General features: G+C 70.4%; 23 protein-coding genes and 1 pseudogene. 9 read left to right on the forward strand and 15 right to left on the reverse strand.

Features of this window, described 5'->3' with window-relative positions:
* Both HFP89_RS08875 and HFP89_RS08880 read right to left on the reverse strand, forming a co-directional pair.
* Positions 1-1089: pseudogene (locus tag HFP89_RS08875) on the reverse strand (hypothetical protein); the annotation flags it as partial.
* An 88-nt stretch (positions 1090-1177) separates the two neighbouring features.
* Positions 1178-1927, reverse strand: coding sequence for a pteridine reductase (locus HFP89_RS08880; RefSeq protein WP_168717306.1), 750 nt, complete (start codon positions 1925-1927; stop codon positions 1178-1180).
* A gap of 2 nt (positions 1928-1929) precedes the next feature.
* Here HFP89_RS08880 and HFP89_RS08885 point away from each other — a divergent pair, with 2 nt between their 5' ends.
* Together HFP89_RS08885 and HFP89_RS08890 are read left to right on the forward strand one after the other, a co-directional pair.
* Complete coding sequence (locus HFP89_RS08885) at positions 1930-3093, forward strand: SAM-dependent methyltransferase (protein ID WP_168717307.1); 1164 nt, start codon at positions 1930-1932, stop codon at positions 3091-3093.
* Between the two features lie 54 nt (positions 3094-3147).
* The gene (locus tag HFP89_RS08890; protein WP_168717308.1) at positions 3148-5214 is read left to right on the forward strand and encodes a GGDEF domain-containing phosphodiesterase; all 2067 of its coding nucleotides are present in this window, start codon (positions 3148-3150) and stop codon (positions 5212-5214) included.
* 22 nt (positions 5215-5236) lie between these two features.
* On the opposite strand, the gene HFP89_RS08895 is transcribed toward HFP89_RS08890, so the two are convergent.
* From HFP89_RS08895 to HFP89_RS08905, 3 genes are read right to left on the reverse strand one after another with little or no spacing between them, the layout of a single operon-like run.
* Positions 5237-6493, reverse strand: a complete 1257-nt coding sequence (locus tag HFP89_RS08895; protein WP_346775219.1) for a multifunctional CCA addition/repair protein — start codon at positions 6491-6493, stop codon at positions 5237-5239.
* A gap of 1 nt (position 6494) precedes the next feature.
* Entirely contained in the window at positions 6495-7433 is a 939-nt protein-coding gene (locus HFP89_RS08900) for a complex I NDUFA9 subunit family protein (protein ID WP_168717309.1), read from the reverse strand.
* A gap of 32 nt (positions 7434-7465) precedes the next feature.
* Entirely contained in the window at positions 7466-9475 is a 2010-nt protein-coding gene (locus tag HFP89_RS08905; RefSeq protein WP_168717310.1) for a lytic transglycosylase domain-containing protein, read from the reverse strand.
* 45 nt (positions 9476-9520) lie between these two features.
* On the opposite strand from HFP89_RS08905, the gene HFP89_RS08910 reads away from it, so the two are divergent.
* A complete protein-coding gene (locus HFP89_RS08910; RefSeq protein ID WP_168717311.1) occupies positions 9521-10303 on the forward strand; it encodes a sulfite exporter TauE/SafE family protein in 783 nt (260 codons plus the stop codon).
* Positions 10304-10337: 34 nt separating this feature from the next.
* Here HFP89_RS08910 and HFP89_RS08915 read toward each other — a convergent pair whose 3' ends face one another.
* From HFP89_RS08915 to HFP89_RS08925, 3 genes are all read right to left on the reverse strand, one after another.
* Positions 10338-11114 carry an endonuclease/exonuclease/phosphatase family protein gene (locus HFP89_RS08915; RefSeq protein WP_168717312.1) on the reverse strand — a complete coding sequence of 259 codons (777 nt, stop codon included), beginning with the start codon at positions 11112-11114 and terminating at the stop codon, positions 10338-10340.
* 45 nt (positions 11115-11159) lie between these two features.
* The gene (locus tag HFP89_RS08920; RefSeq protein ID WP_168717313.1) at positions 11160-11816 is read right to left on the reverse strand and encodes a thiol:disulfide interchange protein DsbA/DsbL; all 657 of its coding nucleotides are present in this window, start codon (positions 11814-11816) and stop codon (positions 11160-11162) included.
* Positions 11817-11943: 127 nt separating this feature from the next.
* Positions 11944-12555 (reverse strand): cytochrome c4, encoded by a 612-nt coding sequence (locus HFP89_RS08925; protein ID WP_240956248.1) that lies wholly within the window; start codon positions 12553-12555, stop codon positions 11944-11946.
* A 147-nt stretch (positions 12556-12702) separates the two neighbouring features.
* Between HFP89_RS08925 and yihA the strand changes: the two genes are divergently transcribed.
* Complete coding sequence (yihA, locus tag HFP89_RS08930; RefSeq protein WP_168717350.1) at positions 12703-13305, forward strand: ribosome biogenesis GTP-binding protein YihA/YsxC; 603 nt, start codon at positions 12703-12705, stop codon at positions 13303-13305.
* Between the two features lie 60 nt (positions 13306-13365).
* On the forward strand, positions 13366-13902 hold the full coding sequence (gene ppa, locus HFP89_RS08935; RefSeq protein WP_168717315.1) for an inorganic diphosphatase: 537 nt from the start codon (positions 13366-13368) through the stop codon (positions 13900-13902).
* Here the strand turns inward: ppa and HFP89_RS08940 are convergent.
* The 3 genes from HFP89_RS08940 to prmA form a co-directional block, all read right to left on the reverse strand.
* Positions 13894-14793 (reverse strand): hypothetical protein, encoded by a 900-nt coding sequence (locus HFP89_RS08940; protein ID WP_168717316.1) that lies wholly within the window; start codon positions 14791-14793, stop codon positions 13894-13896. The two genes, ppa and HFP89_RS08940, sit on opposite strands and share 9 nt — an antisense overlap.
* Before the next feature lie 219 nt (positions 14794-15012).
* Positions 15013-15900, reverse strand: coding sequence for a sulfotransferase (locus tag HFP89_RS08945; RefSeq protein ID WP_168717317.1), 888 nt, complete (start codon positions 15898-15900; stop codon positions 15013-15015).
* Positions 15897-16784, reverse strand: a complete 888-nt coding sequence (gene prmA / locus HFP89_RS08950) for a 50S ribosomal protein L11 methyltransferase (RefSeq protein ID WP_168717318.1) — start codon at positions 16782-16784, stop codon at positions 15897-15899. Before prmA ends, HFP89_RS08945 begins: the two co-directional genes overlap by 4 nt.
* Positions 16785-16894: 110 nt before the next feature.
* On the opposite strand from prmA, the gene HFP89_RS08955 reads away from it, so the two are divergent.
* Positions 16895-17287 (forward strand): hypothetical protein, encoded by a 393-nt coding sequence (locus HFP89_RS08955; protein WP_168717319.1) that lies wholly within the window; start codon positions 16895-16897, stop codon positions 17285-17287.
* Between the two features lie 33 nt (positions 17288-17320).
* Positions 17321-17536 carry a hypothetical protein gene (locus HFP89_RS08960; RefSeq protein WP_168717320.1) on the forward strand — a complete coding sequence of 72 codons (216 nt, stop codon included), beginning with the start codon at positions 17321-17323 and terminating at the stop codon, positions 17534-17536.
* Between the two features lie 326 nt (positions 17537-17862).
* Here the strand turns inward: HFP89_RS08960 and pepN are convergent, their stop codons facing one another.
* Entirely contained in the window at positions 17863-20532 is a 2670-nt protein-coding gene (gene pepN, locus HFP89_RS08965) for an aminopeptidase N (protein WP_240956250.1), read from the reverse strand.
* Between the two features lie 44 nt (positions 20533-20576).
* Between pepN and HFP89_RS08970 the strand changes: the two genes are divergently transcribed.
* Both HFP89_RS08970 and HFP89_RS08975 read left to right on the forward strand, forming a co-directional pair.
* Positions 20577-21536, forward strand: a complete 960-nt coding sequence (locus HFP89_RS08970) for a threonine/serine dehydratase (protein WP_168717321.1) — start codon at positions 20577-20579, stop codon at positions 21534-21536.
* Positions 21533-22000 carry a histidine phosphatase family protein gene (locus tag HFP89_RS08975; protein WP_168717322.1) on the forward strand — a complete coding sequence of 156 codons (468 nt, stop codon included), beginning with the start codon at positions 21533-21535 and terminating at the stop codon, positions 21998-22000. The genes HFP89_RS08970 and HFP89_RS08975 overlap by 4 nt, the downstream gene beginning before the upstream one ends.
* On the opposite strand, the gene HFP89_RS08980 is transcribed toward HFP89_RS08975, so the two are convergent.
* The 3 genes from HFP89_RS08980 to HFP89_RS08990 form a co-directional block, all read right to left on the reverse strand.
* Positions 21976-22455 (reverse strand): GAF domain-containing protein, encoded by a 480-nt coding sequence (locus HFP89_RS08980; protein WP_168717323.1) that lies wholly within the window; start codon positions 22453-22455, stop codon positions 21976-21978. The two genes, HFP89_RS08975 and HFP89_RS08980, sit on opposite strands and share 25 nt — an antisense overlap.
* Entirely contained in the window at positions 22445-23059 is a 615-nt protein-coding gene (locus HFP89_RS08985; protein WP_168717352.1) for a DUF938 domain-containing protein, read from the reverse strand. The genes HFP89_RS08980 and HFP89_RS08985 overlap by 11 nt, the downstream gene beginning before the upstream one ends.
* Before the next feature lie 74 nt (positions 23060-23133).
* The gene (locus HFP89_RS08990) at positions 23134-25314 is read right to left on the reverse strand and encodes a type IV pilus secretin PilQ (protein ID WP_168717324.1); all 2181 of its coding nucleotides are present in this window, start codon (positions 25312-25314) and stop codon (positions 23134-23136) included.
* Positions 25315-25335: the final 21 nt, after the last annotated feature.

Below are 25335 nucleotides of genomic sequence, written 5' to 3' on the forward strand. Positions count from 1 at the left end.
GCGCGCAGCGCGCGGCGCCGGCAGGCGGATGCCTCGATCGGACGGGACGACCTCGCGTCGATTCGAGCGGACCGGGGGCGCAACGTAGGCCGGCCGGGACGACGCCCGCACCGCGCTGCGGGTCCGCTCCTGTCGCGATTGCACCGACGGTCGTGCCGGCGAGGGCTGGACCGCAGGCCGCGACGAGCGCAGCGACGCGCGGTCCTGGAACCGGCTCGGCGGCTCGATCCGGCGCTGCGGCTGCGACGCGCGCTGGACCGGTCGACGCAGTTCGCTGCGGGACGCACGCTGGCGCTCGATCCGGGACGGGTTCGACGAGCGAATCGACGAGCGCGGGGTCGAGGCACGTTCCGGCGCGACGTCGGCGCGGCGCTCCATCCGGGTCAGGCCGCCACTGCGCGATGCAGGCACCGAAGTCCCGCGTTTCTGCTGCAGGACCTGCGTGCGCTGCATCGGCTGCTCGCCGCGCAGCGTACTGCCGCCGATCCGGCCATCGCGACGGGCCAGCAGGACGTCACGCGAGGCCTCGCTCTCCCGGCGCTGCAGCATCCGCAGCCGGTCGTTGGCCCGGTAGGCGGCATGCCCGTGGTCGGCATAGCGGTCGTATCGATAGCCGTCGTACCAGCCCCGGCCGTAGCCGTCATGCCAGCCACGGCTGTAGCCGACGCCGCCGAAGAAGCCGTAGTGAGCGGGCTGCCAGCGATACCCGTGACCGTGCCACGGATAGCCCCACCAGGGATCGCCGAACGACAGCGACACGCTCAGGCCGGGCCGGCTGCGGTGATATCCGCCGTAGCGCCAGCCCGGGTAGGGGTAGTAATACGGATCCCAGTGGCCGACGACCACCGAATAGGGGTGGTAGTACTGGCTGAAATAGAAGTAGTCCAGCGACCAGTACGGGTAGTAGACCGGGTTGGCGGCCCAGGCGCCGGAATAGGACCGGTCGTAGCCGTAGCTCCCGGCGTAGCGCGGCGCGGGGTCCTCGTAGTAGACCCCGTGCGCGCCGTAGCGCGGCGTGTAGACGGTCGTGCAGCCGGCCAGCACCAGGACCAGCGCAGCCAGGATCATGCGGACGGAGAACCGGTTCATGGTGGCGTTCCTCCGGAAAGTGGACCTCCACGCTACCACGGGGGGATTAACCGAACCTGAACCGGTCGCACGTCGCGATCCGCCCGGCCTACATGTTCAGCGTCCGCCCGCCGTCGACGGCCAGCACCTGGCCGGTCACGTAGGGCGCATCGAGGGCCAGGAACACGACGGCCCCGGCGATGTCCTCCGGCCGACCCTGGCGGGCCAGCGGCACGCGCTCGAGAATGTCGTGCATGGCTTCGTCGGACTGCGCGGCCTTGCCTTCCGGCCACAGGATCGAGCCCGGCGCCACCGCATTGACCCGCAGTGCCGGCGCAAGGTCCTTGGCCAGCGCCCGGGTCTGCATGATCAGGCCGGCCTTGGCCTGGCTGTAGATCGCGTGATTCTTCAGCGGGACCAGCCCGTGGATGTCGACGAGATTGACGATCGCGCCGCCGTCCGGCATGGCCTCGGCCGCGGCCAGGGACAGCCAGAACGGCGCACGCTGGTTGCTGTCGACCAGCGCCGCCCAGTCGCGGTGGGTCGCCTCGCCAAGCGGCGTCGGATGGAACGCCGAGGCGTTGTTGACCAGCACGTCGAGGCGGCCGAACCGCGTACGGGCGGCATCGACGATCCGACCCGGCGCGTCGTCGTCCTCGAGGTCGGCGACGACCACCGCCGCGCTTTCGGGCCGGGCCGCGTTCAGCCGGCCGGCCAGCGCATCGGCCTCCGCACGCGATCGCCGGCAGTGGATCAGCACGCGCAGGCCGCGCTCATGCAGCGCCTCGGCGATCACTGCGCCGATCCGGCGCGCCGCGCCCGTTACAATCGCGACTCGCTCGCCGCTCGGGTTCGTCATTGGTGCGTTCCTCGCTCGATCTTCCGCCGCCGCCCGATGAACTGGCGATGCTCAGCCGTGAATTGTGGACCAGGATCGTCAACATCATCGAGCGTGACGGCCCGATTCCGTTTTCCCGCTACATGCAGATGGCGCTGTACGAGTCCGGCCTGGGCTACTACGTCAACGGCCTGCACAAGTTCGGCGCGGCCGGCGACTTCGTCACCGCACCGGAAGAGGGGCCGCTGTTCGGCCAGGCGCTGGCTGCGCTGCTCGATCCGCTCGCCGAGACGCTGGGACCGGACTGGACGCTGCTGGAACTCGGACCCGGCTCGGGCGCGCTGGCCCGAGCGCTGCTGACCTCACTGGACCGACCGCCGGCCCGGCTGCTGCTGCTCGAACCCAGCGCCGCACTGCGCGAGGTCCAGCGCGAGTGCCTGGCCGGGCTGACCGACGACCTGCGCGGGCGCGTGGAGTGGATCGACCGCCCGCCGGCGGCCTTCGACGGCGCGATCATCGGCAACGAGGTCATCGACGCATTGCCGGTCGAACGCTTCGCGATCGAAGACGATGGGCCCTATCGACTCGGCGTCGGGGTCGAGAACGGCCGCCCGGTCGAACGGAGGCTGCCCGCCGACGACCGGCTGCGCGCGGCGCTGGCGGCGATCGAAGCCGACCTCGCCGCGCCGCTGCCGCCCGGCTACCGCTCCGAGCTGTGCGTCGACCTGGCCGGCTGGATCGAGACCGTCACCGCCCCGCTCGAACGCGGCGCGGTGGTGCTGGCCGACTACGGGTACCCGCGGCGCGAGTACTACCACCCCGAGCGCAGCACCGGCACCCTGGTCTGCCAGTACCGACACCGGGCGCATTTCGACCCGTTCTGCTGGCCCGGGCTGACCGACCTGTCGAGCTTCGTCGATTTCACCGCGGTCGCCGACGGCCTGGTCGCGGCCGGCCTCGACCCGGCCGGGTTCACGACCCAGGCCGGCTTCCTGCTCGGCAGCGGCACGCTGGATCGCCTCGAGGCAATCGAGGATCCGGCCGAACGCGCCCGGCGGACCGGCGAATTCAAGCGGCTGGCGCTGCCCGGCGAGATGGGCGAGAAGTTCAAGCTGATCGCCGCCACCCGCGGCTGCGCGCTGAACGAGGCCCCGTTCCTGCTCGCCGACCAGCGCGACCGGCTCTGAGCCGACCGGGCGGCGATCCGCGGCGATGGCGCCCGGCGGACGCCGGGAGTATGCTTGGACGCTCGCGCCCTGCGGACCCGCGCCGATGCAATGAACGTCCAGGTCACGGAACTGGTGATTGCGATCCAGCTGGCGCAGTGCGTCGCCAGCCTGGTGCTGGCCGGCCTGCTCTGGGTGTTCGTTCGCTCCTTCCAGCAATCGTTCCTGTTCCACTGGGCCCTCAGTGCGGCCGCGCTGGCGCTCTACCTGGCCACCTCGACCGCCGCGCTGGCCACGTGGTGGCTGCTGCCCGAGGCCGCCGGGCTGCGGCTGGGCCTGTCGTTGCTGTCGCTGGCCGCGGCCTATCCGCACGTGACCTGGCTGTTGATGGGCACCTGGGAAGCCGTCCACGGCCGCTCGCTGACCGGCCCGCGCTGGACCGCCACGGTGTCGGCCGCGGCGTTGTTCGGCATCGCCACCGCGCTGGTCCAGCCGTTCGACCCCGAGGCCACCGCGCTGCGCAGCCTGCTCCGGGTCGACCTGCGCTACGCGCTGACCGGCGTTGCGTTTCTCGCCGCCGGCCTGCTGCTGTGGCGCGCCCAGCGCGGCCTGCGCCAGATCGGCGCCCGGCTGGGTGCGATCGCGTTCATTCTCTACGGACTGCAGGGCCTGCACGTCGCCACGGTCAACCTGATCGGCCGCGAAGGCGGGGCGGTGCCGTTCTATGCCGGCTACATCACCCTGTTCGATTTCCTGTTCCAGTCGCTGATGGCGCTCGGCATCATCGTCTGGCTGCTGGAGCTGCAGCGGCTGCGCACGCACCGGATCCACAGCCAGCTGACCCATGCCCGGCAGCACGACCCGGGCACCGGGCTGCCGAACCGCACGCTGGCCACCGAGCAGCTCGGCGAGCTGATGCAGCATCCCGGGCCGGACCGGATCGCGGTGATCGCCATCGGCGTCAATCGATTCTCGCTGGTCCACCAGGCGCTGGGCTGGGACCAGGCCGAGGACATGATGGGTCGGATCGCCCACCGCATCCATCGCTCGCTGAACCGGCGCTGCGTGCTCGGCCGGCTCAGCGAGCGCGACTTCCTGGTCCTGCGGCCGACGCTGGATACGCCCGAAGGCGTGCGCGAGTGGACCGAGAACCTGCTGACGGCCAACAGCCAGCCGCTGGACATCCGTGAGCAGGAGGTCTACGTCAGCCTGTGTGCGGGCGTCAGCCTGCACCCGGACGACGGCAACGACGCCGCGGCGCTGGTTCGCCAGGCCCAGCAGGCCCTGGTCCGCTCGAGCCGACTCGGACGCAACGCCACGCTGTACCGCGAGCTCAGCCGGCGCGACGCCGACGACGATGAAGCGCGGCTGAAGCTGGAGGCCGAACTGCGCCGCGGGCTGACCGAGAACCAGTTCGAGATGCACTACCAGCCGATCATCGCGCTGGACGATCACCGGGTGACCGGCTTCGAGGCGCTGATGCGCTGGCGCCATCCCGGCCGCGGCCTGCTCGGTCCGGCGGCCTTTCTCGACCAGGCGGCCGAAATCGGCATCATCGACGAACTCGAGTTCCGCGCGCTGCAGCTGGCGATCGGCCAGCTGCGGACCTGGCACCTGGACCGCTCCCTGCGCCACCTCCGGATGTCGATCAACATCAGCGCGCCGAAATTCCAGCAGTCCGACCTGGTCGACCAGATCCTCGAGACCTGCGACCAGTTCGCGGTCGCGCCCGATCGGCTGCAGCTGGAGATCACCGAGGACACCGCGATCCGTGAGCTGCAGAGCGGCAACGACAACATCCGCGCGCTGCAGCAGGCCGGCATCGGCGTGGCGCTGGACGACTTCGGCACCGGCTACAGCAGCCTGGCCCACCTGCGCGACCTGCACGTCGACCAGATCAAGCTCGACCGCCGCTTCCTGACCGACATCGACCAGGACCCGCGCCAGCGCGACCTGCTGACGGCGATGATCCGGCTGGTTCACAGCATGGGCATGGACGTGGTTGCCGAGGGCGTGGAGAAACGCGACCAGCTGGTGTTCCTGACCGAAACCGGCTGCGATTTCGCCCAGGGCTACCTGCTCCAGAAACCGCGCGCCGCCGACCTGTGCCAGTTCCGTTTGCGCCGACCGGTCGCGGTCTGATCGAACACCGGCAGCGGCCGGCTCAGCGCCGCCCGAGCAGACGACGGACCCGGCCGATGCGTTCGTCCCGGATCGCCGCCCCCAGCTTCGGCCCCCGGTGACCCCGCGCGGCCAGCGCCGCGGCATCGACCTCGGCGGTGAGCACGGCGGCCCGGCGCAGCAGGTCGATTTCAGGCACCGGCGATGCAACCCGGCCCTTGCGGCCCTGGCGATCGGCCTGACAGGCCTGCAGGAACTGCTCGAACCGCTCCGGCCGGCGCCAGGCATCGACGCGCTGGAGCAGATCGACCAGCGTGGCCGGACGCAGCGTGGCGGCGCGATGGACGTTCAGGTGATGTCGGCAGACCAGCAGGCCCAGCTCGCGGCAGGCGCTCGGCACGCGCAGCCGTGCGCAGACCGCTTCGACCAGCGGCAGGCCGGCCGTTTCGTGCCCGGGGTGCGACGGCAGCGCGTCGTCCGGCGTGATGCCCTTGCCGAGGTCGTGGACCAGCGCGGCAAACCTGACCGCCAGGGCGCGCTCGTCGGCGGCAGCCACGTCCAGCACCCGCATCACGTGGTCGCCGGTGTCGATTTCCGGGTGCCAGCGCGCAACCTGCGGTACCCCGAACAGGACGTCGAGCTCGGGCAGCAGGCGGGCCAGCGCGCCGAACTCGCGCAGCAGGCGGAAGAAGCGCGACGGCCGCGGATGCATCATTGCCCGACTCATTTCCTGCCAGACCCGCTCGGCCACCAGCTGGTCGACTTCGCCGCTGGCGACCAGCCGCCGGGCCAGTGCCGAGGTCTCCTCGGCAATGTCGAACGCGGCGAAGCGGGTCGCGAAGCGGGCCAGCCGCAGCAGTCGGACCGGGTCCTCGACGAAGGCCGGCGAAACGTGTCGCAGCGTCCGCCGTTCGAGGTCGCGGCGACCGTCGAACGGGTCGATCAACCGGCCACTGCGGTCCTCGGCGATTGCGTTGATGGTCAGGTCGCGGCGGCGCAGGTCGTCGGTCAGCGTGACATCCGGGCCGGTGTGGAAGGCAAACCCGGCGTAGCCGGACCCGGACTTGCGCTCGGTCCGGGCCAGCGCGAACTCGTCGCCGCGCTCCGGATGCAGGAACACCGGAAAGTCGCGGCCGACCGGCCGGAACCCGCGGCCGGCCAGCTGCTCGGGCGAGCTGCCGACGACCACGAAATCGCTGTCGGCGACCGGCAAGCCGAGCAGCTCGTCGCGAATCGCACCGCCGACCCGGTAGACCTCGAGGCCGTCCAGTCGCGGATCGTCGGCCCAGCCCGGCGGCACGTCAGCTGCGGCGCGCGCGCTGACGGAAGCGCTGGTAGCGCGACTGGCGACCGCCGTCGGCGAGCCATTCGACCGCCTTGTCGGCCATGCCCCAGGGCTCGATGCCGAGCCGCTCGAAGCCCGGTTCGCTGCAGACCGAGTCGATCTTCAGCGACTTGAAATTGTCCGACGAGAACGGCTTGCCCGGCACCAGGTCGAACACCTTGCCCTGCAGCCAGCCCAGTGCGTCGGGCAAGCCGACGACGAGGCGCTTCATGCCGCGCTGCCTGGCGACCCAGCGGACCAGCTCGTCGAGCCGCCAGATCTCGCGGCCGCACAGCTCGTAGACCTCGCCGACGCTGTCGTCGCGCTCCAGCGCACGAGCAAAGGCCTCGACCACGTCACCGATCCAGACCGGCGCGAAGCGGGCCTGCGGACGGGCCAGCGGCAGCACCGGCGAGATCGCCAGCAGGCCGGCAAAGCGGTTCAGGAAGCTGTCGTCGGGACCGAAGATCGTCGACGGCCGGACCATCGTCCAGTCCAGGCCCGACTCACGGACCCGCTGCTCGCCTTCGCCGCGGGTGATCAGGTAATGGCTCTCGCCCTGGCCGGCGTTCAGCGCGCTCATGTGAACGAAGCGTGCGACCCCGGCCCGGCGGCAGGCCTCGATCGCGCCCTCGACCAGCTCGACGTGGGCGCGCCGGAAGCCGGCGCCGCTGAAGCCGCGCTCGTTGAGAATGCCGACCAGGTTGATCAGCACGTCGTGGCCGGCCAGGGCCTCGCTCAGGGCCTCGACGTCGTAGGGATCGAAGGCCCGGACCGCCAGGCCCGGAACGATCTTCAACCGCCGCGCGGTCGGCGCGTGTCGGGTGGCAACGGTCACCCGGTGACCGGCGCGCGACAGCCGGCGGCTGAGGTGACCGCCGACGAACCCGGAGCCTCCGAGAATCAGGATCTTCATCGTGGGTAGCAGGACCTTGCGTGAACCGACCGCTATTGTGCCGAAACCGCGTCGGCGGCGGCGGCCCCGGCGGTTTCCGGACAGGCGAAGCGCGCAGCCGGCTGCGCCTGGCCGAGGACGTGGCGGGCCAGCACGTCCGGTGAACGGCCCAGCTGCCACTCGTAGACCGTAGCGAAGGCCAGCACGCGCGGAACGTAGTCGCGCGTTTCGTAGAACGGCAGGGTCTCGATCCAGATGTCGGCCGGCAGGCCGCGCCGGACCTGCTGCCAGCGCTCGGCCGCGGCCGGCCCGGCGTTGTAGGCGGCCGCTACCCGGGTGAAGTCGCCGTCGAAGCGCTCGCCGAGCTCGCCGAGGTGGGCCACGCCCAGCGCGATGTTGCGCGAGGCATCGTACAGATCCGACGGGCCGCGATACGGCAGCCCGAAGCGCCGCGCCGTGGCGCGGGCCGTGCCGTCCATCAGCTGCAGCAGGCCGCGAGCACCGGCCGACGAACGCGCATCGGGCTGCATCGCCGATTCGGCGCGCATCAGGCCCAGCACCAGGGCAGGATCGACGCCGTGCTGCCGCGCGTGTGCCTCGATCCGCTCGCGCTCGAGCAGCGGAAACCGCCACGGATAGGCATCGAGCGCGCCGGCGCGAGCCAGCGCGAAGATCGCACGGTCGTGCCAGCCGGCCGCCGCCGCCAGCAGCGCGGCCTGCTCCAGTTCGGCGACGCGCAGTCGATCGGCAACCCGGTTCCAGGTCCAGCGCGCATCGAACACCCGGCCGACCCGGTACAACTCCAGCGCCCGCTCGAATTCCGCGTCGCGCAGCAGCCGGCGCTGCAGCGCGCCGTCGGCCGGCAGTTCGCGCGGACACAGGGTCAACGGCTGGCCGCTCTTCAACGCGGCCAGGAACCCGTAGTAGTCGGGGTCGCCGGCCAGCGTGGCGAGCACCAGGCCGGCCTCGGGCCGACCCAGTGCGGCCAGCGCCCGACCGCGCCAGTAGCGCCAGCGGCCGTCCAGCTGGTCGGCCGCCGGCATTCGCTCGATGCTTTCAAGCACCTCGGCCCAGTCGCCGCCGACCAGCGCCACGCGCATCCGCCACTGCAGCAGCTGGGCGTCGACCTGGTCGTCGGGCAAGGCGTCGATCGTCGCGATCGCCCCGGGGTCGAGATCGACCGCGCGGAACAGGGCGATGCGGCGATCGGCCGGGCCGATCTCGTCGGCCGCGAAGCTCATCCGACCTGCAAAGCGCTGGCGCCAGGACAGCGCGCTTTCCCAATCGCTGGCGGCCAGCCGGTGCAGGCCCCAGGCCACCAGTTGGCGGGCCCGCGGCTGGTCGGGCCAGCCCAACGCATCGCTCAATCCGCCGCTCGGGCGGCGTGCCAGTCGCAGCCAGCCGTCGGCAAACGGCCGGTCGGCCGGATCGAGGTAGCGCCGGAGGTAGCCGGCCAGGCCGTACTCACCGGCCTCGACGGCCAGGCCGAAGCGTTCCCAGGCGATACCCGGATCCGGCTGGCCCTGGCGACGCCACCAGGCGAACAGCGGGTCGCAGGCCGAGTGCTGCGAGACCGGGCTGAGCCACAGCGGCCGGACCGCTTCGACCAGGCCGTCGCTGTCGCCCTCAGCGAGGCGATCGCGCAGCAGCAGGCAGCGCACTTCGGCGCGGTCGCTGCCGGGAGCGAAGCGCTCGAGTGCATCGAAGCGGCCGGTGCGAGCCAGGTGCAGCTGCCAGGCCGCGCGCAGTCGATCGTGGAACGACCAGTCGCGATAGCGGGCCAGGAAGCGGCTCATCGAGTCGGCATCGAACTCGCCGAGCCGCTGCCGGCGCAGTTCGAACGCCAGGTAGGGCGTCAGCGGATAGTCGCCGAGCCGCGCGATCGCATCGCGCAAGGCCTGGACATCGCCCCGACCGGCCCGGGTCCAGGCCTCGCGGAACAGCGCGCGCTGCTCGCTCCAGCGCGCGGTGTCCGACCATCCGTCGGCGTCGGCCCGGGCCGTCGGCGACATCGTCGCGACCAGCAGCACGGCAAGCAGGGGAAGCAGGAGCGAACGCGTCATAATGGACTCGGACTCGAGAACGGCCAACTCGTTCATGGTACGCACTTGATCGACCTCCTGGCGCTGATTGCAACCGGTGCGGTGGCCGGCGTGCTGGCCGGACTGCTCGGCATCGGCGGCGGGCTGGTCATCGTGCCGGCGCTGAGCGCGCTGTGGATCGGCCAGGGCGTGGACCCCGCGCTGGCGGTGCCCGGCGCGGTCGCCACGTCACTGGCCTCGATGCTGCTGACCTCGGCCAGCAGTGCGTTGGCCCACGCCCGCAGCGGAGGCATGGACTGGGCCGCGGCCGGGCGGCTGGGCCCGGCGCTGGCGCTGGGCGGCCTGGTCGGTGGTTCGCTGGCCCCGATGCTCGGCGGCGACGGTCTGGCCCTGGCATTCGCGCTGCTGGCCGGAATCATCGGGCTGAAGATGCTGCTGAACCTGGACCCGCCGCCGTCGGACCGCCGGCCTGCGCCGCGCGGCTGGTGGCTGGCCGGACCGCTGATCGGCGCGGCTTCGGCCCTGATCGGCATCGGCGGCGGCAGCTTCAACGTGCCCTACCTGGTCCGCAACGGCTACCCGACGCTGCGCGCGGTCGCCATCGCGGCAGCCTGCGGCTGGCCGATCGCGGCCGCCGGCGTGGCCGGTTTCGCGCTCCAGGACCCGAGCCCGGGACCGGGCTGGGGGCAGTTCGGCTTCCTCGATCTGCACGCCGCGCTGGTGATCGGCGTGGCCGGGCTGGCCAGCGCGCCGCTCGGCGTCCGGCTGGCCGGACGACTGGGCTCGGACCGCCTGCGCCGGGTGTTCGGCCTGGCGCTGCTGCTGGTCGCAGCAAGAATGGCGTTCTGAGACGGCCCGGCGGGCCCCGGTCAGGATCCGCCGGTCAGGGCCTGTCCAGCGACACGCTGGCCGGCAGCGCCAGCTCCATGACCAGCGGAAGATGGTCCGAGAGCGTGGTGTCGAGCACGCCCATCGAGGCCACCTCGAGCTTCGGCGACACCAGGATGTGATCGATCGCGCGCTGCGGATGCCAGCTGGGGAAGGTCGGCAGGTCGCTGCGCGGCACCACCAGGCCTGCGCGCTGGCAGAACTCGGTGACCTCGCGACTGTCCGGCCCGGTGTTCAGGTCGCCCATCACGACCACGTGCGGATGCCGATCGACGAGGTGGGCGACGTAGCGCAGCTGCTGGCGCCGCGCCCGCCGGCCCAGCGCCAGGTGCAGCACGACCAGCCACAGCGCACCGACCCCGGTGCCGTATTTCAGCACCAGCGCCCCGCGTCCGGGAATCGCGCCGGGCAGCCGATGCGGGTCGACCTTGTTCGGGACATAGCGGCTGAGAACGCCGTTGCCGGCATGCGCGATCACGCCGACCTTGCGGTTGGCCTGGTGGGTCCACCACGGAAACCCGGCATGCGAGGCAATGTACTTGGCCTGGTTGACGAACCCGGAGCGCAGGCTGCCGCAGTCGACCTCCTGCAGGCCGACGATGTCGTAGTCGGCGACCAGTTCGGCGATGGCATCGAGGTTGGCGACGCGCTGGTTGTTCGGCAGCACCTGGCGCCAGCTGCGGGTCACGTACTCACGGTAGTTGGCCGTGCTGGTGCCGGCCTGGATATTGAAACTGACCAGCCGCAGCCGATCGAGGGCACGCGCCGTCACGCCGGGCGTGACGGCAGCGGGCGTCCGGCGAGCCGCCGGACGGGATCAGGAGTCGGCGGCTTCCGCAGGCGCGGCATCGGCACGCTCGCGCTCGATCAGGTAGTCGGCGACCTCCAGCATTTCTTCGAAGGTGCCACCGCGGCGCGGACTGACCCGCCACTTGCCGTCGATCACCAGCGTCGGGGTGGACCGCACGCCCCACTTGCCGAGGTCGGCCACGCTCTTGCGCATCGCGGCTTCGACCGGGAACGACTCGGCGGTGGACTCGAACTGCGCGGTCTCCACACCGAACTGGCTGTGGAACTCGGCCAGGTCCTCGATCGTGCGGAAGGGGCGCCGTTCGTCATGGATGGCCGTGAACAGCGCATCGTGCGACTGGTCGGAGATGTCCAGCACGTCGGCGGTGACGTAGGCACGCGCGAACGGCTCCCACGAGCGGTTGAAGGAGACCGGCACGCGGCGGAAGGTGACGCCCTCGGGCAGGTCCTTTTCCCACGGGGTGACGTAGGGCTGGAAGTTGCGGCAGTGCGGGCACATGTAGCTGAACACCTCGACGACTTCGATCACGTCGTCGTCGGCCGTGGCCGGGCCGTCGATGCGCTCGTAGTGCGTGCCCTCCTGGAACTGGGCGCGGGCCGGGCTGGCCGCCATCAGGCCGAGCGCGAGCACGGCGAAAGCGAGGATACGGAGAACTTGGGTCATGGTCGATTCCGGGTCGGTGAGTTCGATCGGGATGCTGGGAGTCGGGTGAATGGCCGGGTCGACCGGGTGCTCGTCCGGCCGACGGACCACCTACAGACCGCGCGCATCGCGCACGGTTCCCGCGCAATCACTCGGCGCGATGCAGGCCTTCCATGTACGAGCTGACCGCCTCGATTTCCTCGTCGGTCAGATTGGCCGCAACGCCGACCATGATCGCGCTCATCGGATCGCCTTCCCAGGCCTCGCCGCCGCGGTAACGACGCAGGCGGTCGGCCGAATAGGTCGCGTGCTGGCCGCGGACCAGCGGGTAGCCGGCGGCCGGAATGCCCGAGCCGGTCGGCCCGTGGCAGGCCATGCAGGCCGGCACGCCGCTGTCGGCGTTGCCGCCGTGATAGATCGCCCGGCCGAGTTCGACCAGCGCCTCGTCGGCCACGCCGACCTGGACGGTCTGCTCGGCGTAGTATGCGGAGATATCGGCGATGTCCTCGTCGGTCAGGTTCATGACCATCGGGTACATCTGCGGCACCGGGCGCTGCTGATCACGGACCATCCGCGTCTGCCGCGCCAGGTAATCGGCGTGCTGGCCGGCGATCTTCGGCCACTGGGCGATCTGGCTGTTGCCGTCGGCGCCGTGGCAGGCCGCGCAGACCGCGGACTTGGCCTGGCCCGCTTCCGGGTCGCCGACCGCATGGGCCGACGTCGCGACCAGGGCAAGGGACAGAAAAACTGCTCGAAGCATCTTGATTCGCTCCATCAAGCGTGATTTGAATACGACCGGCGGCGATTCCGATCCATCCGGCGGCCCTCGCCTCCGGAGACGTCGCACTGCGCGGGCAATCCGGTATTATCGCCGGTTCGACCCGCGCAGGCCAGAGCAGTGACCGAAATCCGCCGCCTGCTGGATGCCGCAGTGTACCGGATCAGCGTGCACAACCGCGCACAGCTCCCGCCCGACGAGGGCATCGAGGTGGCGGTCTCCGGTCGTTCGAACGCCGGCAAGTCCAGTCTCATCAACAAGCTCTGCCGCCAGAACGCGCTGGCCCGGACCAGCCGGACCCCGGGCCGGACCCGCCAGCTGGTGTTCTTCCAGCTCGACGAGACGCGCCACCTGGTCGACCTGCCGGGCTACGGCTACGCCGCGGTCAGCGGCGACCTGAAGCGTCACTGGCAGGGCCTGATCCAGGGCTACCTGGAAAAACGCGCGGCGCTGGCCGGCCTCGTGATCGTCATGGACATCCGCCATCCGCTGAAGGACACCGATCGCCAGCTGGCCGAATTCGCGCTGCACCGGGGCCTGCCGCTGCACGCGGTGCTGACCAAGGCCGACAAGATCGGGCACGGCAAGCGCATGGAAGCCGTGCGCGCCGTTCGCCAGGCCTTCGGCGGCCGGGCCAGCGTCCAGGCGTTCTCGGCGACCAAGGGGCTGGGGCTCGACGAACTGGAATCGGTGATGGCCGCCTGGTACGGGGTCGGCGGCGCGAACGGCTGAGTCGGGGTAGAATTGCCGGTTTCCTCCTCTATCGGCCATCCCCGGCCCGCGTGCCCTGAAATGAACGTCAACCTGATTCCCGCCGGCGAGAATCCGCCGGACGACTTCAACGTCATCATCGAGATTCCCAACGAAGGCGAGCCGGTCAAGTACGAGGTCGACAAGGACACCGGCGCGATCCACGTCGATCGCCTGCTGGCCACCTCGATGCGCTACCCCTGCAACTACGGCTTCATCCCGAACACCCTGGCCGAAGACGGCGACCCGGTCGACGTCATGGTCCTGATCCGGGCCAGGCTGATCCCGGGCTCGGTGATCCGCTGCCGACCGATCGGCTACCTGGAGATGACCGACGACGCCGGCCGCGACGTCAAGATCGCCGCGCTGCCGATCGAGCAGATCAGCCCGCTGCACGAGGACATCCGCCACGTCGACGACCTGGCCAAGTTCAGCCGCCGCCAGATCCGCCATTTCTTCGCCCACTACAAGGACCTGGAAATCGGCAAGTGGGTCGAGGTGCTGGGCTGGCACGGTCCGGACGATGCGCGCAAGGAGATCCTCGACGGCATCGAGCGGGCCGCGGCCGGATCACGCTGAGTTCCGGGACGCCTCGCTCGACTCGTCGCCCGGCGTCGAGTCGGCGAGCGTCCCGCGGATGAAGGGCCAGAACTGCCATTGCTCCGGCTGGGCTTCGATGATCCGACGGGCCGCAGGCGGCCAGCAGTCGGAGAGGGAACCGGCCATCGGTTCGATGTCGATCCGCACCTCGCCGGTCCCGGAACACGAGCGAGCCCAGAACATCACCCGATCGACATCGTGCTTGTCGATCAGGGCGCGAGCACCTCGGCGAAGAGGAAGTCGGCAGCGTCCCAGCTCGATCGCCCAGCGCGAATCGTCCGCCTCGACCGTGGTCGCCGGTGTGTCCAGAAGCAGGACCGGGGTCGTCGCGCCTTCACCCAGAATGCGGTCGAGCGCCTCGTAGGCACCCGGCGTGACCACCGGACCATCCGGGCAGAGCCTTCGAACGAGGCGAAACCGCAACAGGCTCCACAGATAGCCCAGCGGGCGGTGGCGGAGCTGGCCTCGATTCGGCGGGTGCAGCGCAAACCGGGGGCGAAGTCCGGCCTCGCGCAGGCTCCACAGCACCGCGATGCCGGCACCGTAGTGGCCGCCGATGGCCGCGAACCCGGGCGATCGAGGCCAATGGCCGTTCAAGGTCACATCCAACCGCCGGCCGAACATCAACCGCCACGCTGCGGCCGCCTCGGCCAGCGTCATCCGGCGAAACTCGCGCCGATCGAATGCCCGCTCGGGCCAGCATCGACCAGCGGCTTCTTCGGCCGCATCGATATCGGGATGTCCCCGGTGGAACCGTGCACCGAGACCCAACCAGCGGGCCGCCAGACCCTTCGGCAGGACCGATGCCGTCAGCGAGAACCCGAAGATTCCGATCGCGTCGTGGATGAGAAGCTTGGAATAGCGGGCCACACGATCGCCGGAGGAGTGCAAAGACCCGCGAGTTTACCAGCGAGTCCCGGCCTTCCGATGGCCGACCGGATCAGTCGCTGTCATGGCATCGGTACCGCTCGAAGTTGCGCAGCGAACCGGCAGCGGAGAGATCACCGGTCGTCCGAGGAAACGCCTCGATCCGCACCAGGGCTCCGACCACTCGGCACTCCGACCTCGACCGCGGCGATGTCCGGAGCGTCAGCGAATGGCGGTCCGACCCGGCCCGATCCAGCGCTCGACCCAGTCGGCCTCGACGCCGGCCCGGGCCAGCTGGCGGCGCAGGCGCGCCCGATCCGGCGCCAGCTCGGCGGCCAGCGCATCGAGCGTGGCCGGATCGACCACGCGCACCCAGTGCCGTCCACCGGACTCGACGCGCGGCCCGGATGCGTCGGCCAGCCCGGGTGCGCCGACCGGCGCCCAGACGCCCGCATGGTCTCGCCGGCGCGGCGTGCCCTCGAACACCGGGGCATCGTCGTCGGGCGCTTCGGCCCGTCCGCCGCCGAGAAAGCGAACCGCGCGATCCAGCACCTCGCACGGCGGCCGCTCGCCCGGCGCCGGCAGCACGCACAGGCGCTCTTCGCCGACCCGGTCCAGCCAGGCCTCGAGATGGTGACCGTAGCGACCGATCTCGACCAGGCCGAGCGCCTCCGGCGCCTCGAGCAGCGGCGTGGCCGGGTCGAGACTGCCGAAGGCGATGTGGTGGAGATAGGCCGACAACGCCCGTTCGATCGGGTCGCGAAGCAGCACGATGTACTTCGCGTCCGGGCCGAGCGCGGCGTCGATCGTGCCCGGCAGGTCGCGCGCGAATCCCGGGTTGGCCTCGCTGTGGCCGGTGGTCCAGAAGTACGAGGCGCAGGCGTCGCCGATGCGGGTCGCGGCCGGCGCAGCAGCGAACCGGGCGTGGAAGTCGGCCGGCGGCGATGCACCCGGGTAGCTGAAGTATTCGTCGTCCTTGTCGGCCGGCAGCCAGAACCCGGGCTGCTCGCGCAGGCGCGCGTGCAGCCAGCTGGTACCGGCCTTCTGGGCACCGAGGACGAGGAAGTCCGGGCTCGGGTCGAGACGCTCGTCGGGCTGCGCGGCGCTCATGCCGGCCGCTCGAAATCCAGCCGCACCCAGTCCTCCCGTGCCGCTTCGCCGATCGGCCGCAGGCGAGCCCGGTACGCTTCGAGCACGCGGTCGGCCTGCTCGGCGAGAATGCCGGACAGCGCCAGTCGCCCGCCCGGAGCGACCCGGCCGGCGATGGCGTCGGCCAGTTCGACCAGCGGGCCGGCCAGGATGTTGGCCACCACGACCGTCGCCGCGCCGTCCGGCGCGTCCTCGGGCAGCACCGCGTCGATGCGATCGACCACACCGTTGCGCTCGGCGTTGTCCCGGGTGGCGTCCAGCGCCTGGCCGTCGTGATCGATCGCCAGCACCCGGCGGGCGCCCTTCAGCGCCGCGGCCACGGCCAGGATGCCGGAACCGCAGCCGTAGTCGACCACCTCGAGACCGTCCAGGTCCAGGCCGTCCAGCCACTCCAGGCACAGGGCGGTGGTCGGATGGGTGCCGGTGCCGAAGGCCAGGCCCGGGTCGAGCCGGACGACGACGGGCCAGTCGGGCTCCGGTTCGCGGTGCGAGGGGCAGACCCAGATCGATTCACCGAAGCGCATCGGCTCGTAGCGATCCATCCAGGCCCGGACCCAGTCGCGGTCCGGGACCGCATCGAACTCGGCTTGCGCCGCGCTGCCGTCGAGGACGCCCTGGCCGGCCAGCGCAGCGCGGACCGCGTCGGTTGCCAGGCTCGCCGGAATCAGCGCCTCGAGAATCGAGGCATCCCACATCGGCGTCTCGCCGGGCCCCGGCTCGTGCAGCGGCTGGTCGCCGGCATCGGTCAGCGTGACCGCTGCGGCACCCAGCGACCACAGCAGCTCCTCGGCGTCGTCCAGGCGGTCCGGGGCGACCGGGAACCGTACGGTGCGATAGCGTTCCATGCGCGAAGCATACTCGTCCAGCCGACCGGATTGCCCGCGAGCGTGCCGGCCGCTTGCATTCCGGGCGACAAACCCCATTGTCCTGTTCTGGAACGCACTGGAACGACACGATGTCCGACAACGAGCGCGACACGCTGCGGTTCGATACCGACGACCTCTACCGCATCGACACCTTCACCGACCAGCGGTCCGGCTCGATCCGCCGCATGACACCGGTCGACGCCGACGGCAACGACGACCCGTCCCGCCCGGTCCGCTACATCGGCGAGGCCTCGGCGATGACGCCGGCCGGCACGATCCCGCTGAGCTTCGAGCTGGAAGGCGACAGCCTCGCCCGGGCCGCCGAGGGCTTTGCCGACGGCGCCCAGCAGGCCTTCCAGGAAACCCTCGAAGAACTCAAGCGCATGCAGCGCGAGCAGCAGCAGTCGATCATGGTGCCCGGGCAGGACGGCAGGATCGACGTGCCCGGCGGCGGCATGGGCGGCGGCAAGATCCAGTTCTGATCGCAGCCCTTTCCCCGGAGCCCGGAGCGACCGATGACCCGACGCACCTACGACGTGGCCGGCTTCACGCTGGTCCTGGACAAGATCGTGATGGTTTCGGGCCTGTTCGAGGCCAAGAACAACGAGGGCTGGGCGTTCAACGTTCGCCTCGTCTCGGGTGCCCGCGTCGCGATCAAGAAACCCGACCGCAACGAAGCCGTCCTCGAGCGCGAACTGCTGATCAAGGCCATCGACGCCTACGACGACTGAATCGTCCGGCGGCGAATGGGTGCATTTCTACCGCAGATGAACGCAGATAGAGGCCCGATCTTCAGGATCGGGTCTTGAACCGCACCGCTGCAACCGCCGACGGGCGTGGTCGGGCGCTGGTGGGCCCTGCGCCGGCCTGGGAGGGCAGGACGGCAACCGCCCAGGGCCGGAATCCGGCTCCCGCGGCCGCCGGAACCCGACCGCGACCACCGGGGCGTCGACCCCGATCCCGTGTGATCCACCGATCGTCCCACAACGCGCCTTGATCTGCGTTCATCTGCGGTAAACAACCGGACTCGCCCCGCCGAAGAACCCCACCTCCCCGCTTACGACTGACCGTCGTGCCTCAAGGCGGCGGTGACGATTTCCTCGACGTCGGGGCTCAATCCCTTCTGGTCGCGGATGGCTTCGAGCTGGGCTTTCATCGAGGCCGCTCGCCGACCGTCGTGGTCGCTCCAGCGATTGAAGACCGTGGCCAGCCGCGCGGCGACCTGGGGGTTGATCCGGTCGAGTTCGCGGACCACCTCGCCGACCAGCGCATGGCCGGCTCCGTCGGAGCGATGGAAGGCGACCGGGTTGTGCATGCCGAACGCGCCGATCAAGGCACGCGTCTTGTTCGGATTCCGCAGCGAAAACGCCGGATGCTTCATCAGCTCGCGGACCCGATCGACCGTGCCCCGGTCCGGCACCAGGGCCTGGACCGTGAACCATTTGTCCATGACCAGAGGATTGTCGGCGTAGCGACGTTCGAACTGTTCGAGCATCGGGCCGGCCGCGCTGCGTCCGGCCAGGACCATGGCCGTCAGCGCACCGAACCGGTCGGTCATGTTGTCGGCCCGACCGAACAGGCGAAGAGCCCGCGCCACGGCCGAAGGATCGGCATGGGCCACGCGCAGTCGGAGCACGGCATGGAACAGGCTGCGGCGAGCGACATCTTCGGCCACGAAGCGCCAGGGACCCGACGGCAGACCCTTCTGCAGGATGCCGTCGAGCCGTCCGGCCATCCGCTCCGACAGGTTGTGGCGAAGCGCTTCGCGCGCGCGGTGGATCGCGTCGACATCGACCGGCGAGCGGTCGCGCGCGATGTCGACCTCGCTGGGCAATTCGAGCAGCGCGGCACAAAGCGCCGGATCGTCGTCTGCGTGATCGAGCATGTGCTGCCAGGCCGCCCCCAGCGCGCGGACGTTCGGCAGCTCGCCGTTGTTGTCGACGGCCGCGTGAAGGATCCGGGTCGACAGGCGCCGCCCGGCCAGCCAGCGCGCCACCGGATCGGTATCGAAGGCCAGCAGACAGCCCAGGTCATCGTCACTCGGGTCATCGACCAAGCGGACCGGGGCCGTGAATCCTCGCAGCATCGACAGCACCGGGCGCGCGTCGAGCTTCTCGAAACGCAGGCAGGTCCGGCGTTCGCGGAGTTCGACGCGGTGCGACGTCGAGGCCGGGGCGTCGGCAAGCGGCACCGAAAGCGCCTGCCCGTCCCGGGAAAGCAGGCCGAGCTCGACCGGCAGATGCAGCGGCCCGAGCCCCTGGTTGTCGTCGTGCAGGGGCAGCGATTGTTCGAGATCGACCTCGAACGTGCCGCGATCTTCGTCGAAACGCGTTTCGACCTTCAAGACCGGCGTGCCGACCTGGCGGTACCAGCGCTCGAACTGGCCGAGTTCGACGCCGTTGGCGTCGGCCATCGCGCGGCGGAAGTCATCGCAGGTCACGGCCTGGCCGTCGTGGCGCTCGAAGTAGAGATCCATGCCCCTGCGGAAGCCGTCCTCGCCGAGCAGCGTGGCGTACATGCGCACGACCTCGGCGCCCTTCTCGTAGACCGTGGCGGTGTAGAAGTTGTTGATCTCGAGGTAGCGCTCCGGCCGGACCGGGTGGGCCATCGGCCCGGCGTCCTCGGGGAACTGACGCGCCATCAGGTCGCGCACGTCCTGGATGCGCTTGACCGCCCGCGACTGCATGTCCGACGAGAATTCCTGGTCGCGATAGACGGTCAGCCCTTCCTTCAGGGTCAGCTGGAACCAGTCTCGGCAGGTCACCCGGTTACCGGTCCAGTTGTGGAAGTACTCGTGCGCGATCACGCTCTCGATCGCCTCGTAATCGGCGTCGGTCGCGGTCTCGGGATCGGCCAGCACGAACTTCGCGTTGAAGATGTTGAGGCTCTTGTTTTCCATCGCGCCCATGTTGAAGTCGTGGGTCGCGACCACGTGGTAGACGTCGAGGTCGTACTCCAGGCCGAAGCGCTGCTCGTCCCAGGCCATGGCCTTCTTCAGGCTGTCGATGGCGTGGTCGAGGCGGTCGATGTTGGCCCGCTCGGAGTAGAACTTCAGCGCCACCTCACGTCCCGAAGCGGTCGTGAACCGGTCTTCCTTGCAGCCGAGATCGCCGGCGACCAGCGCGAACAGGTAGGCGGGCTTGCGGAACGGATCGTCCCAGACCGCGTAGTGTCGACCGTCGTCCAGCTCACCGTGCTCGAGCAGGTTGCCGTTCGACAGCAGCACCGGATAACGTGCCCGGTCGGCCTCGAGCCGGACCCGGAACGTCGCCATCACGTCGGGCCGGTCGAGGAACCAGGTGATCTTGCGGAAGCCCTCGGCCTCGCACTGAGTCAACAGGCTGGCACCGGCCTGGTACAGGCCCTCCAGCGCGGTGTTGGCCGACGGCGCGATTTCCACTTCGGTCTCGACCCGGGCGCGGTCCGGGACGCCGGCGATGCGGAGCGTCTCGCCCTGCACGGTCCACTCGCCGGCGGGCCGCTCCTGGCCGTCGACCGCAACCCGGCGCGTCATCAGTCCGCTGCCGTGAAGTTCCAGCGGCGCGGCGCCGGTCGCCGAAGCGCTGCCCGCGGCCTCGGCGTTGCGGCGAACCTCGAGGACCGCACGCACGCGGGTGGCTGCCGGATCCAGCGCCAGCGTCAGCTCGACGGCGTCGATCCACCAGTCCGGCGGGCGGTAGTCGACGCGTTGGATGGGCGTACGCGGAGAATCGCCTTTCAGCGCCATGGTTCGACCTCGGAGAACTTCGAAGAAGCCGGTAGTATAAAGAGATGGCCGTCGTTCCCGACATCGCTCTCCCGTCGCCGCTCCGGGCCGCCGCCCGACTCAGCGGCGTGGTTCGGCGCACCCCGGTGCTGCTCGAGCCGGCGCTGGACGCGCAGCTGGGCTGCCGACTGCACTTCAAGGCCGAACACCTGCAGGTGACCGGCTCGTTCAAGTACCGCGGCGCGTCGAATGCTCTCGCCCGTCTCGACGACGGGATCCGCGGCGTGGCGACCCACTCGTCGGGCAACCACGGCGCGGCGCTGGCGGCCGCCGCCCGCGCCCGCGGCCTCGAGGCGCACGTCGTGATGCCCGAAAACGCCGTGCGCACCAAGATCGAGGCCGTCCGCGCGCACGGTGGCCAGGTGCACTTCTGCGCCCCGAACCAGGCCGCCCGCGAGGCCGGTCTGGCCGACTGGGTGGACCGGGGCTTCGTCGCCATTCCGCCCTACGACCACGACGACATCATCGCCGGCCAGGGCACGCTGGCGCTGGAGTTGCTCGAGCAGGTCGAGGCGCTGGACTGCATCGTGGCACCGATCGGTGGCGGCGGGATGCTTGCCGGCATCGTCCGGGCCGTTGCCGAGCGCGCGCCGGACGTCCAGGTGATCGGCGCCGAGCCGCTCGGCGCCGACGATGCCCAGCGCTCGCTGGCCGCTGGCCGGCGGGTCGAGGATCATCACCCGCAGACCATCGCCGACGGCCTGCGGGCGCTGCTCGGTCAACGCAATTTCGCGATCCTCTCGGCCGCCGACGTGCCGATCCTGACCGTATCCGAAGACGGCATCCGGTCGGCGATGGGCCTGCTGTGGCATCGGCTCAAGCAGGTCATCGAGCCGTCGGGCGCGGTGGCGCTGGCCGCGGTGGCGGCGCATTCCGAACGCTTCGCCGGGCAACGGGTCGGCGTGGTGCTGTCGGGCGGCAACCTCGATACCGACGCGCTGCTGGCGCATCTTCCGCCGGCATGACGGCCCGGACCGTGATCCTGCTGCGCCATGCCGAGGCCGGTCCGCCGGAGCCCGGGCAGGGCGATATCGATCGCGCGCTGACCCGACAGGGCCGGACCCAGGCCGACCAGGTCAACCGCTGGTTGCAGCAGCACCCCGAGTGGCGGGGCATCGAGGTCCGCGTGTCGCCGGCCAAGCGCACGCGCGAAACGGCCGATCGCGCGCTGGCCGGCTGGCACCGGGGCGAAGTGGTCGAGGACCGACGGCTGTGGAACGCCTCGCTGGATACGCTGTTCGACCTGCTCGGCGAACGGACCGGCGACCTGCTGCTGATCGGCCACAACCCCGGGCTGGAGCAGCTCAGCCGGGCCTGGACCGGCATGCTGATGCCGGTCTCGGTGGGCAGTGCGCACGTGCTGACCATCGACGATGACGGGCGCGCCCGCGCCGCCGATCGGTTTCAGCCGTCCAGGGACGCGACGTAGATCGCCGCCAGTGCCTCGAAGCCGGCCTGGTCGGCCTGGTCGAACCGCCCGGGCAGCGGACTGTCGATATCCAGCACGCCGATCACGCGGTCGCTGCGCACCAGCGGCACGACGATTTCCGAACGCGAGTTGACGTCGCAGGCGATGTGACCGTCGAAGGCGTGCACGTCGGCCACGCGCTGGGTGCGCCGCTCGGCCGCCGCGGTCCCGCAGACGCCTCGCCCGAACGGAATCCGGACGCAGGCCGGCAGCCCCTGGAACGGGCCGACGACCAGCTCCTCGCCCTCGCTGAAATAGAACCCGGCCCAGTTCAGGTCCTTCAGGGAGTGAAAGACCAGCGCGGCCAGGTTGGCCGCGTTGGCGATCGGGTGCGACTCGCCGTGGAGCAGGGCACGGGCGCGGTCGAGGAGTTCGTCCCAGTGTTCGATCGGGGTCAGGGGTTGGTCAAGATTCATCGGCGGGATTCCTGCGGTCGAAGACCAGGGTGAGATTGTTGGCCGGCATCGCGAGTTCCGCAATCCGCTGCAGGCCGACGGCCGCCGCCCAGCGGTCGATTTCGCCCAGGTCGCGGATGCCCATGTGCGGAGCGCGCGCACGCAGCGATTCGTCGAAGCGCGCATTGGACTCGGCGGTGTGGCGGCCGGCGCGACGGAACGGTCCGTAGAGCACCAGTCGTCCATCGGCCCGGAGCACACTGGCCGCACCGCCGAACAGGGCGCGGACGCCGGCCTCGGAAAGAATATGCGCGGTGTTGGCCGAAACCACCGCGTCGAACCGCAGCTCGGGCCAGCGACCGAACACGTCCAGCACCGCCGGCGCCCGCAGGTTGGGCCGCTCGATCCCGGCCAGGCCGGCCTCCAGCGTAGCCTGCTCGGCCGGCGCGTTGGTCGGCCACCATCGCCAGCCCGGCATGCGTTCGCTGAAATGGTCGGCGTGCTGACCGGTGCCGGCGCCGACCTCGAGCACGTCGGCCGATTCGGGCAGCACGGCGCGCAGCACGGCGAGCAGGGGCGCTCGATTGCGCTCGGCGGCCGGTGAATGAGGGCGGTTCGGGTCCAGGACGACGTACTCCGCAACGAAACGGGCCCGGAGCGCGTGCGCCCCGGGCCCCGGATCGGGGTCGAAATCGACGGTCAGTCGACGCGGACCTGGTCGTCGAGGATGTTCGGCGTGATGAAGATCAGCAGTTCACGCTTCTCGTCCTGGGTCGCCCGGCGGCGGAACAGCGTTCCGAGCACCGGCACGTCGCCGAGCATCGGCACCTTGGTGGTGTTGAAGTTGCGCTCTTCCTGGAAGATGCCGCCGAGAACCAGGGTCTGGCCGTTCTCGACCAGTACGCTGGTGCCCAGCTCGCGGGTGTCGATCGACGGCACCGAGCCGCCGCGGCCGGTCTGGAAGATCTCACCGACGGTGTCCTGCTTGATCGCCAGCGCCAGCTGGACCCGGTTGTCCGGCGTGATCAGCGGAGTCACCCGCAGCTCGAGCACGGCCTCCTTGAACTCCACCGAGGTGGCGCCGGCGGTCGTGGCTTCTTCGAACGGAATCTCGACACCCTGCTGGATGAACGATTCCTGGCCATTGGCCGCGATCACGCGCGGCGTCGAGATGACCTCGCCCTCGCCCTGCGCTTCCAGCGCCGACAGCTCCAGGTCGAGCAGGAAGTTGTTGGCCAGGAAGCTGATGCCCAGCGCGCCGGCCGGGTTGGACACCGGCAGGTTGACGTTCAGGCGGTCTTCCAGCGTCGGCACGGCGATGCCGTCGGTGCCGACCGTGATCGGGTCGCCCGGGTCGGCATCGGCCAGGAAGGCCGGGCGCCCGGCGCGCTGGCCGAGCAGGGTCCGGCGGGCCAGCGCAACGTTGCTGATCCGGTCGGTGGCCAGGTTCGAACCCGACAGCGACAGCAGGTTGTTGTTGACGTCCTGGGTGCCGGTCACGCCGAAGCGAACGCCCAGCTCGTGGTTGAAGTCGGAGCGCGCGATCACGATGCGCGATTCGATCAGGACCTGGCGCACCGGGCGGTCGAGCTCGGTGACCAGGTCGCGCACGGCCTGGATCTGTTCAGCGGTGTCGGTGACCAGCAGCGTGTTGGTGCGGCGGTCGATGGTGACCGAGCCGCGCTCGGACAACAGGCCGACGCCGCCTTCACCGCCGGAGTCGACCGAGGCCTGGATCAGCTCGGCCAGCGCTTCGGAATCGGCGTAGCTGACAGGGATCAGCACGGTCCGCAGCGGCTCCAGCTCCTGGCGCTCGGCGCGGGCACGCAGGATCTGCTGCTCCCGCGCGGCGATCTCGGCGGTCGGCGCGACCCAGCGCACATTGCCCGACTCGCGCATGTCGAGGTTGCGGGTCTCGAGCACGATGTCCAGCGCCTGGTCCCACGGCACGTTGGTCAGGCGCAGCGTCAGGTTGCCGGTCACCGAGTCGGAGACCACGATGTTCAGGTCGGAAATATCGGCGATCAACTGCAGCACCGAGCGGACCGCAATGTCCTGGAAGTTCAGCGTGATCCGCTCGCCGGTGTACTCGCGCTCCTGGAAGAATTCCAGCTCGCGGTCGACTTCGGCCTCGGCCTCGGGGCGCGCGACCTCGATGACCAGCTGATCTTCGGACTGGTAGGCGAGGTGAGTGAACGGGCCGTCGATGTCGAGATTCAGGCGAACGTTGTTGCCGCGCGCCTCCGGCGTGATCATCTGCACCGGGGTGGCGAAGTCGGCGACGTCGAGACGCTGCATCCGACCGTCCGGCAAGGTGGCGTCGAACAAGGTCACTCGCAGCTGACCGGCGCGCTCGTCGACCGAGATGTCGACGCCCGGCCGACCCAGGTCGACCAGCACCCGGCTCTCGCCGCCGCTGCCGCGCCGGAAATCGATGCCCTCGACGCCGGTGGAGGCACCGCCGCTGCTTGCAGCCGTCATCGCCGGACGACTGGCGCCGCCGCCGGCATCGACCGACAGCACCACCCGGTTTCCGTCGACGCTGACGTCGTAGCCGACCTGCCGCGACAGGTCGACGACCAGGCGGGTCCGGTCGCCGGACGACAGCGCCATATAGCTCTTGACCGGCCCCACGCCGACCGTGGTTTCGCCGCCGGGCACGCTGCTGGCGGTGCCTGGAAGCTCGAGCACGATGCGTGGCGGCTGATCGGTGGTGAACACGGTCGGTTCGGCGGCTGCTTCGTCATGGGTCAGGATGAAGCGCAACTGGTCGCCTTCGTCGCTGACGCGAACATCGGTGACCGTCGCCGCGCTCACCGGCCCGGCCCACAGCCAGATCAATCCGGCCAGGAGTACCGTGATGCGCTTGGTGCAGTTCATATTCAGGCTCCCTGTTGCGTT

This window comes from Wenzhouxiangella sp. XN79A (assembly GCF_012272825.1).
Taxonomy (GTDB): Bacteria; Pseudomonadota; Gammaproteobacteria; order Xanthomonadales; family Wenzhouxiangellaceae.

Bases quoted from the DNA above. Each gene is read 5' to 3' on its own strand.
- HFP89_RS08945 (WP_168717317.1), bottom strand. From the start codon at position 15,900: ATGAGCGCCGCGCAGCCCGACGAGCGTCTCGACCCGAGCCCGGACTTC.
- pepN (WP_240956250.1), bottom strand. From the start codon at position 20,532: ATGGCGCTGAAAGGCGATTCTCCGCGTACGCCCATCCAACGCGTCGAC.
- HFP89_RS08990 (WP_168717324.1), bottom strand. From the start codon at position 25,314: ATGAACTGCACCAAGCGCATCACGGTACTCCTGGCCGGATTGATCTGG.
- HFP89_RS08975 (WP_168717322.1), top strand. From the start codon at position 21,533: ATGACGGCCCGGACCGTGATCCTGCTGCGCCATGCCGAGGCCGGTCCG.
- HFP89_RS08900 (WP_168717309.1), bottom strand. From the start codon at position 7,433: ATGAAGATCCTGATTCTCGGAGGCTCCGGGTTCGTCGGCGGTCACCTC.
- HFP89_RS08970 (WP_168717321.1), top strand. From the start codon at position 20,577: ATGGCCGTCGTTCCCGACATCGCTCTCCCGTCGCCGCTCCGGGCCGCC.
- prmA (WP_168717318.1), bottom strand. From the start codon at position 16,784: ATGGAACGCTATCGCACCGTACGGTTCCCGGTCGCCCCGGACCGCCTG.
- HFP89_RS08905 (WP_168717310.1), bottom strand. From the start codon at position 9,475: ATGACGCGTTCGCTCCTGCTTCCCCTGCTTGCCGTGCTGCTGGTCGCG.
- HFP89_RS08880 (WP_168717306.1), bottom strand. From the start codon at position 1,927: ATGACGAACCCGAGCGGCGAGCGAGTCGCGATTGTAACGGGCGCGGCG.
- HFP89_RS08960 (WP_168717320.1), top strand. From the start codon at position 17,321: ATGACCCGACGCACCTACGACGTGGCCGGCTTCACGCTGGTCCTGGAC.
- HFP89_RS08920 (WP_168717313.1), bottom strand. From the start codon at position 11,816: ATGACCCAAGTTCTCCGTATCCTCGCTTTCGCCGTGCTCGCGCTCGGC.
- HFP89_RS08955 (WP_168717319.1), top strand. From the start codon at position 16,895: ATGTCCGACAACGAGCGCGACACGCTGCGGTTCGATACCGACGACCTC.
- HFP89_RS08925 (WP_240956248.1), bottom strand. From the start codon at position 12,555: ATGCTTCGAGCAGTTTTTCTGTCCCTTGCCCTGGTCGCGACGTCGGCC.
- ppa (WP_168717315.1), top strand. From the start codon at position 13,366: ATGAACGTCAACCTGATTCCCGCCGGCGAGAATCCGCCGGACGACTTC.
- HFP89_RS08980 (WP_168717323.1), bottom strand. From the start codon at position 22,455: ATGAATCTTGACCAACCCCTGACCCCGATCGAACACTGGGACGAACTC.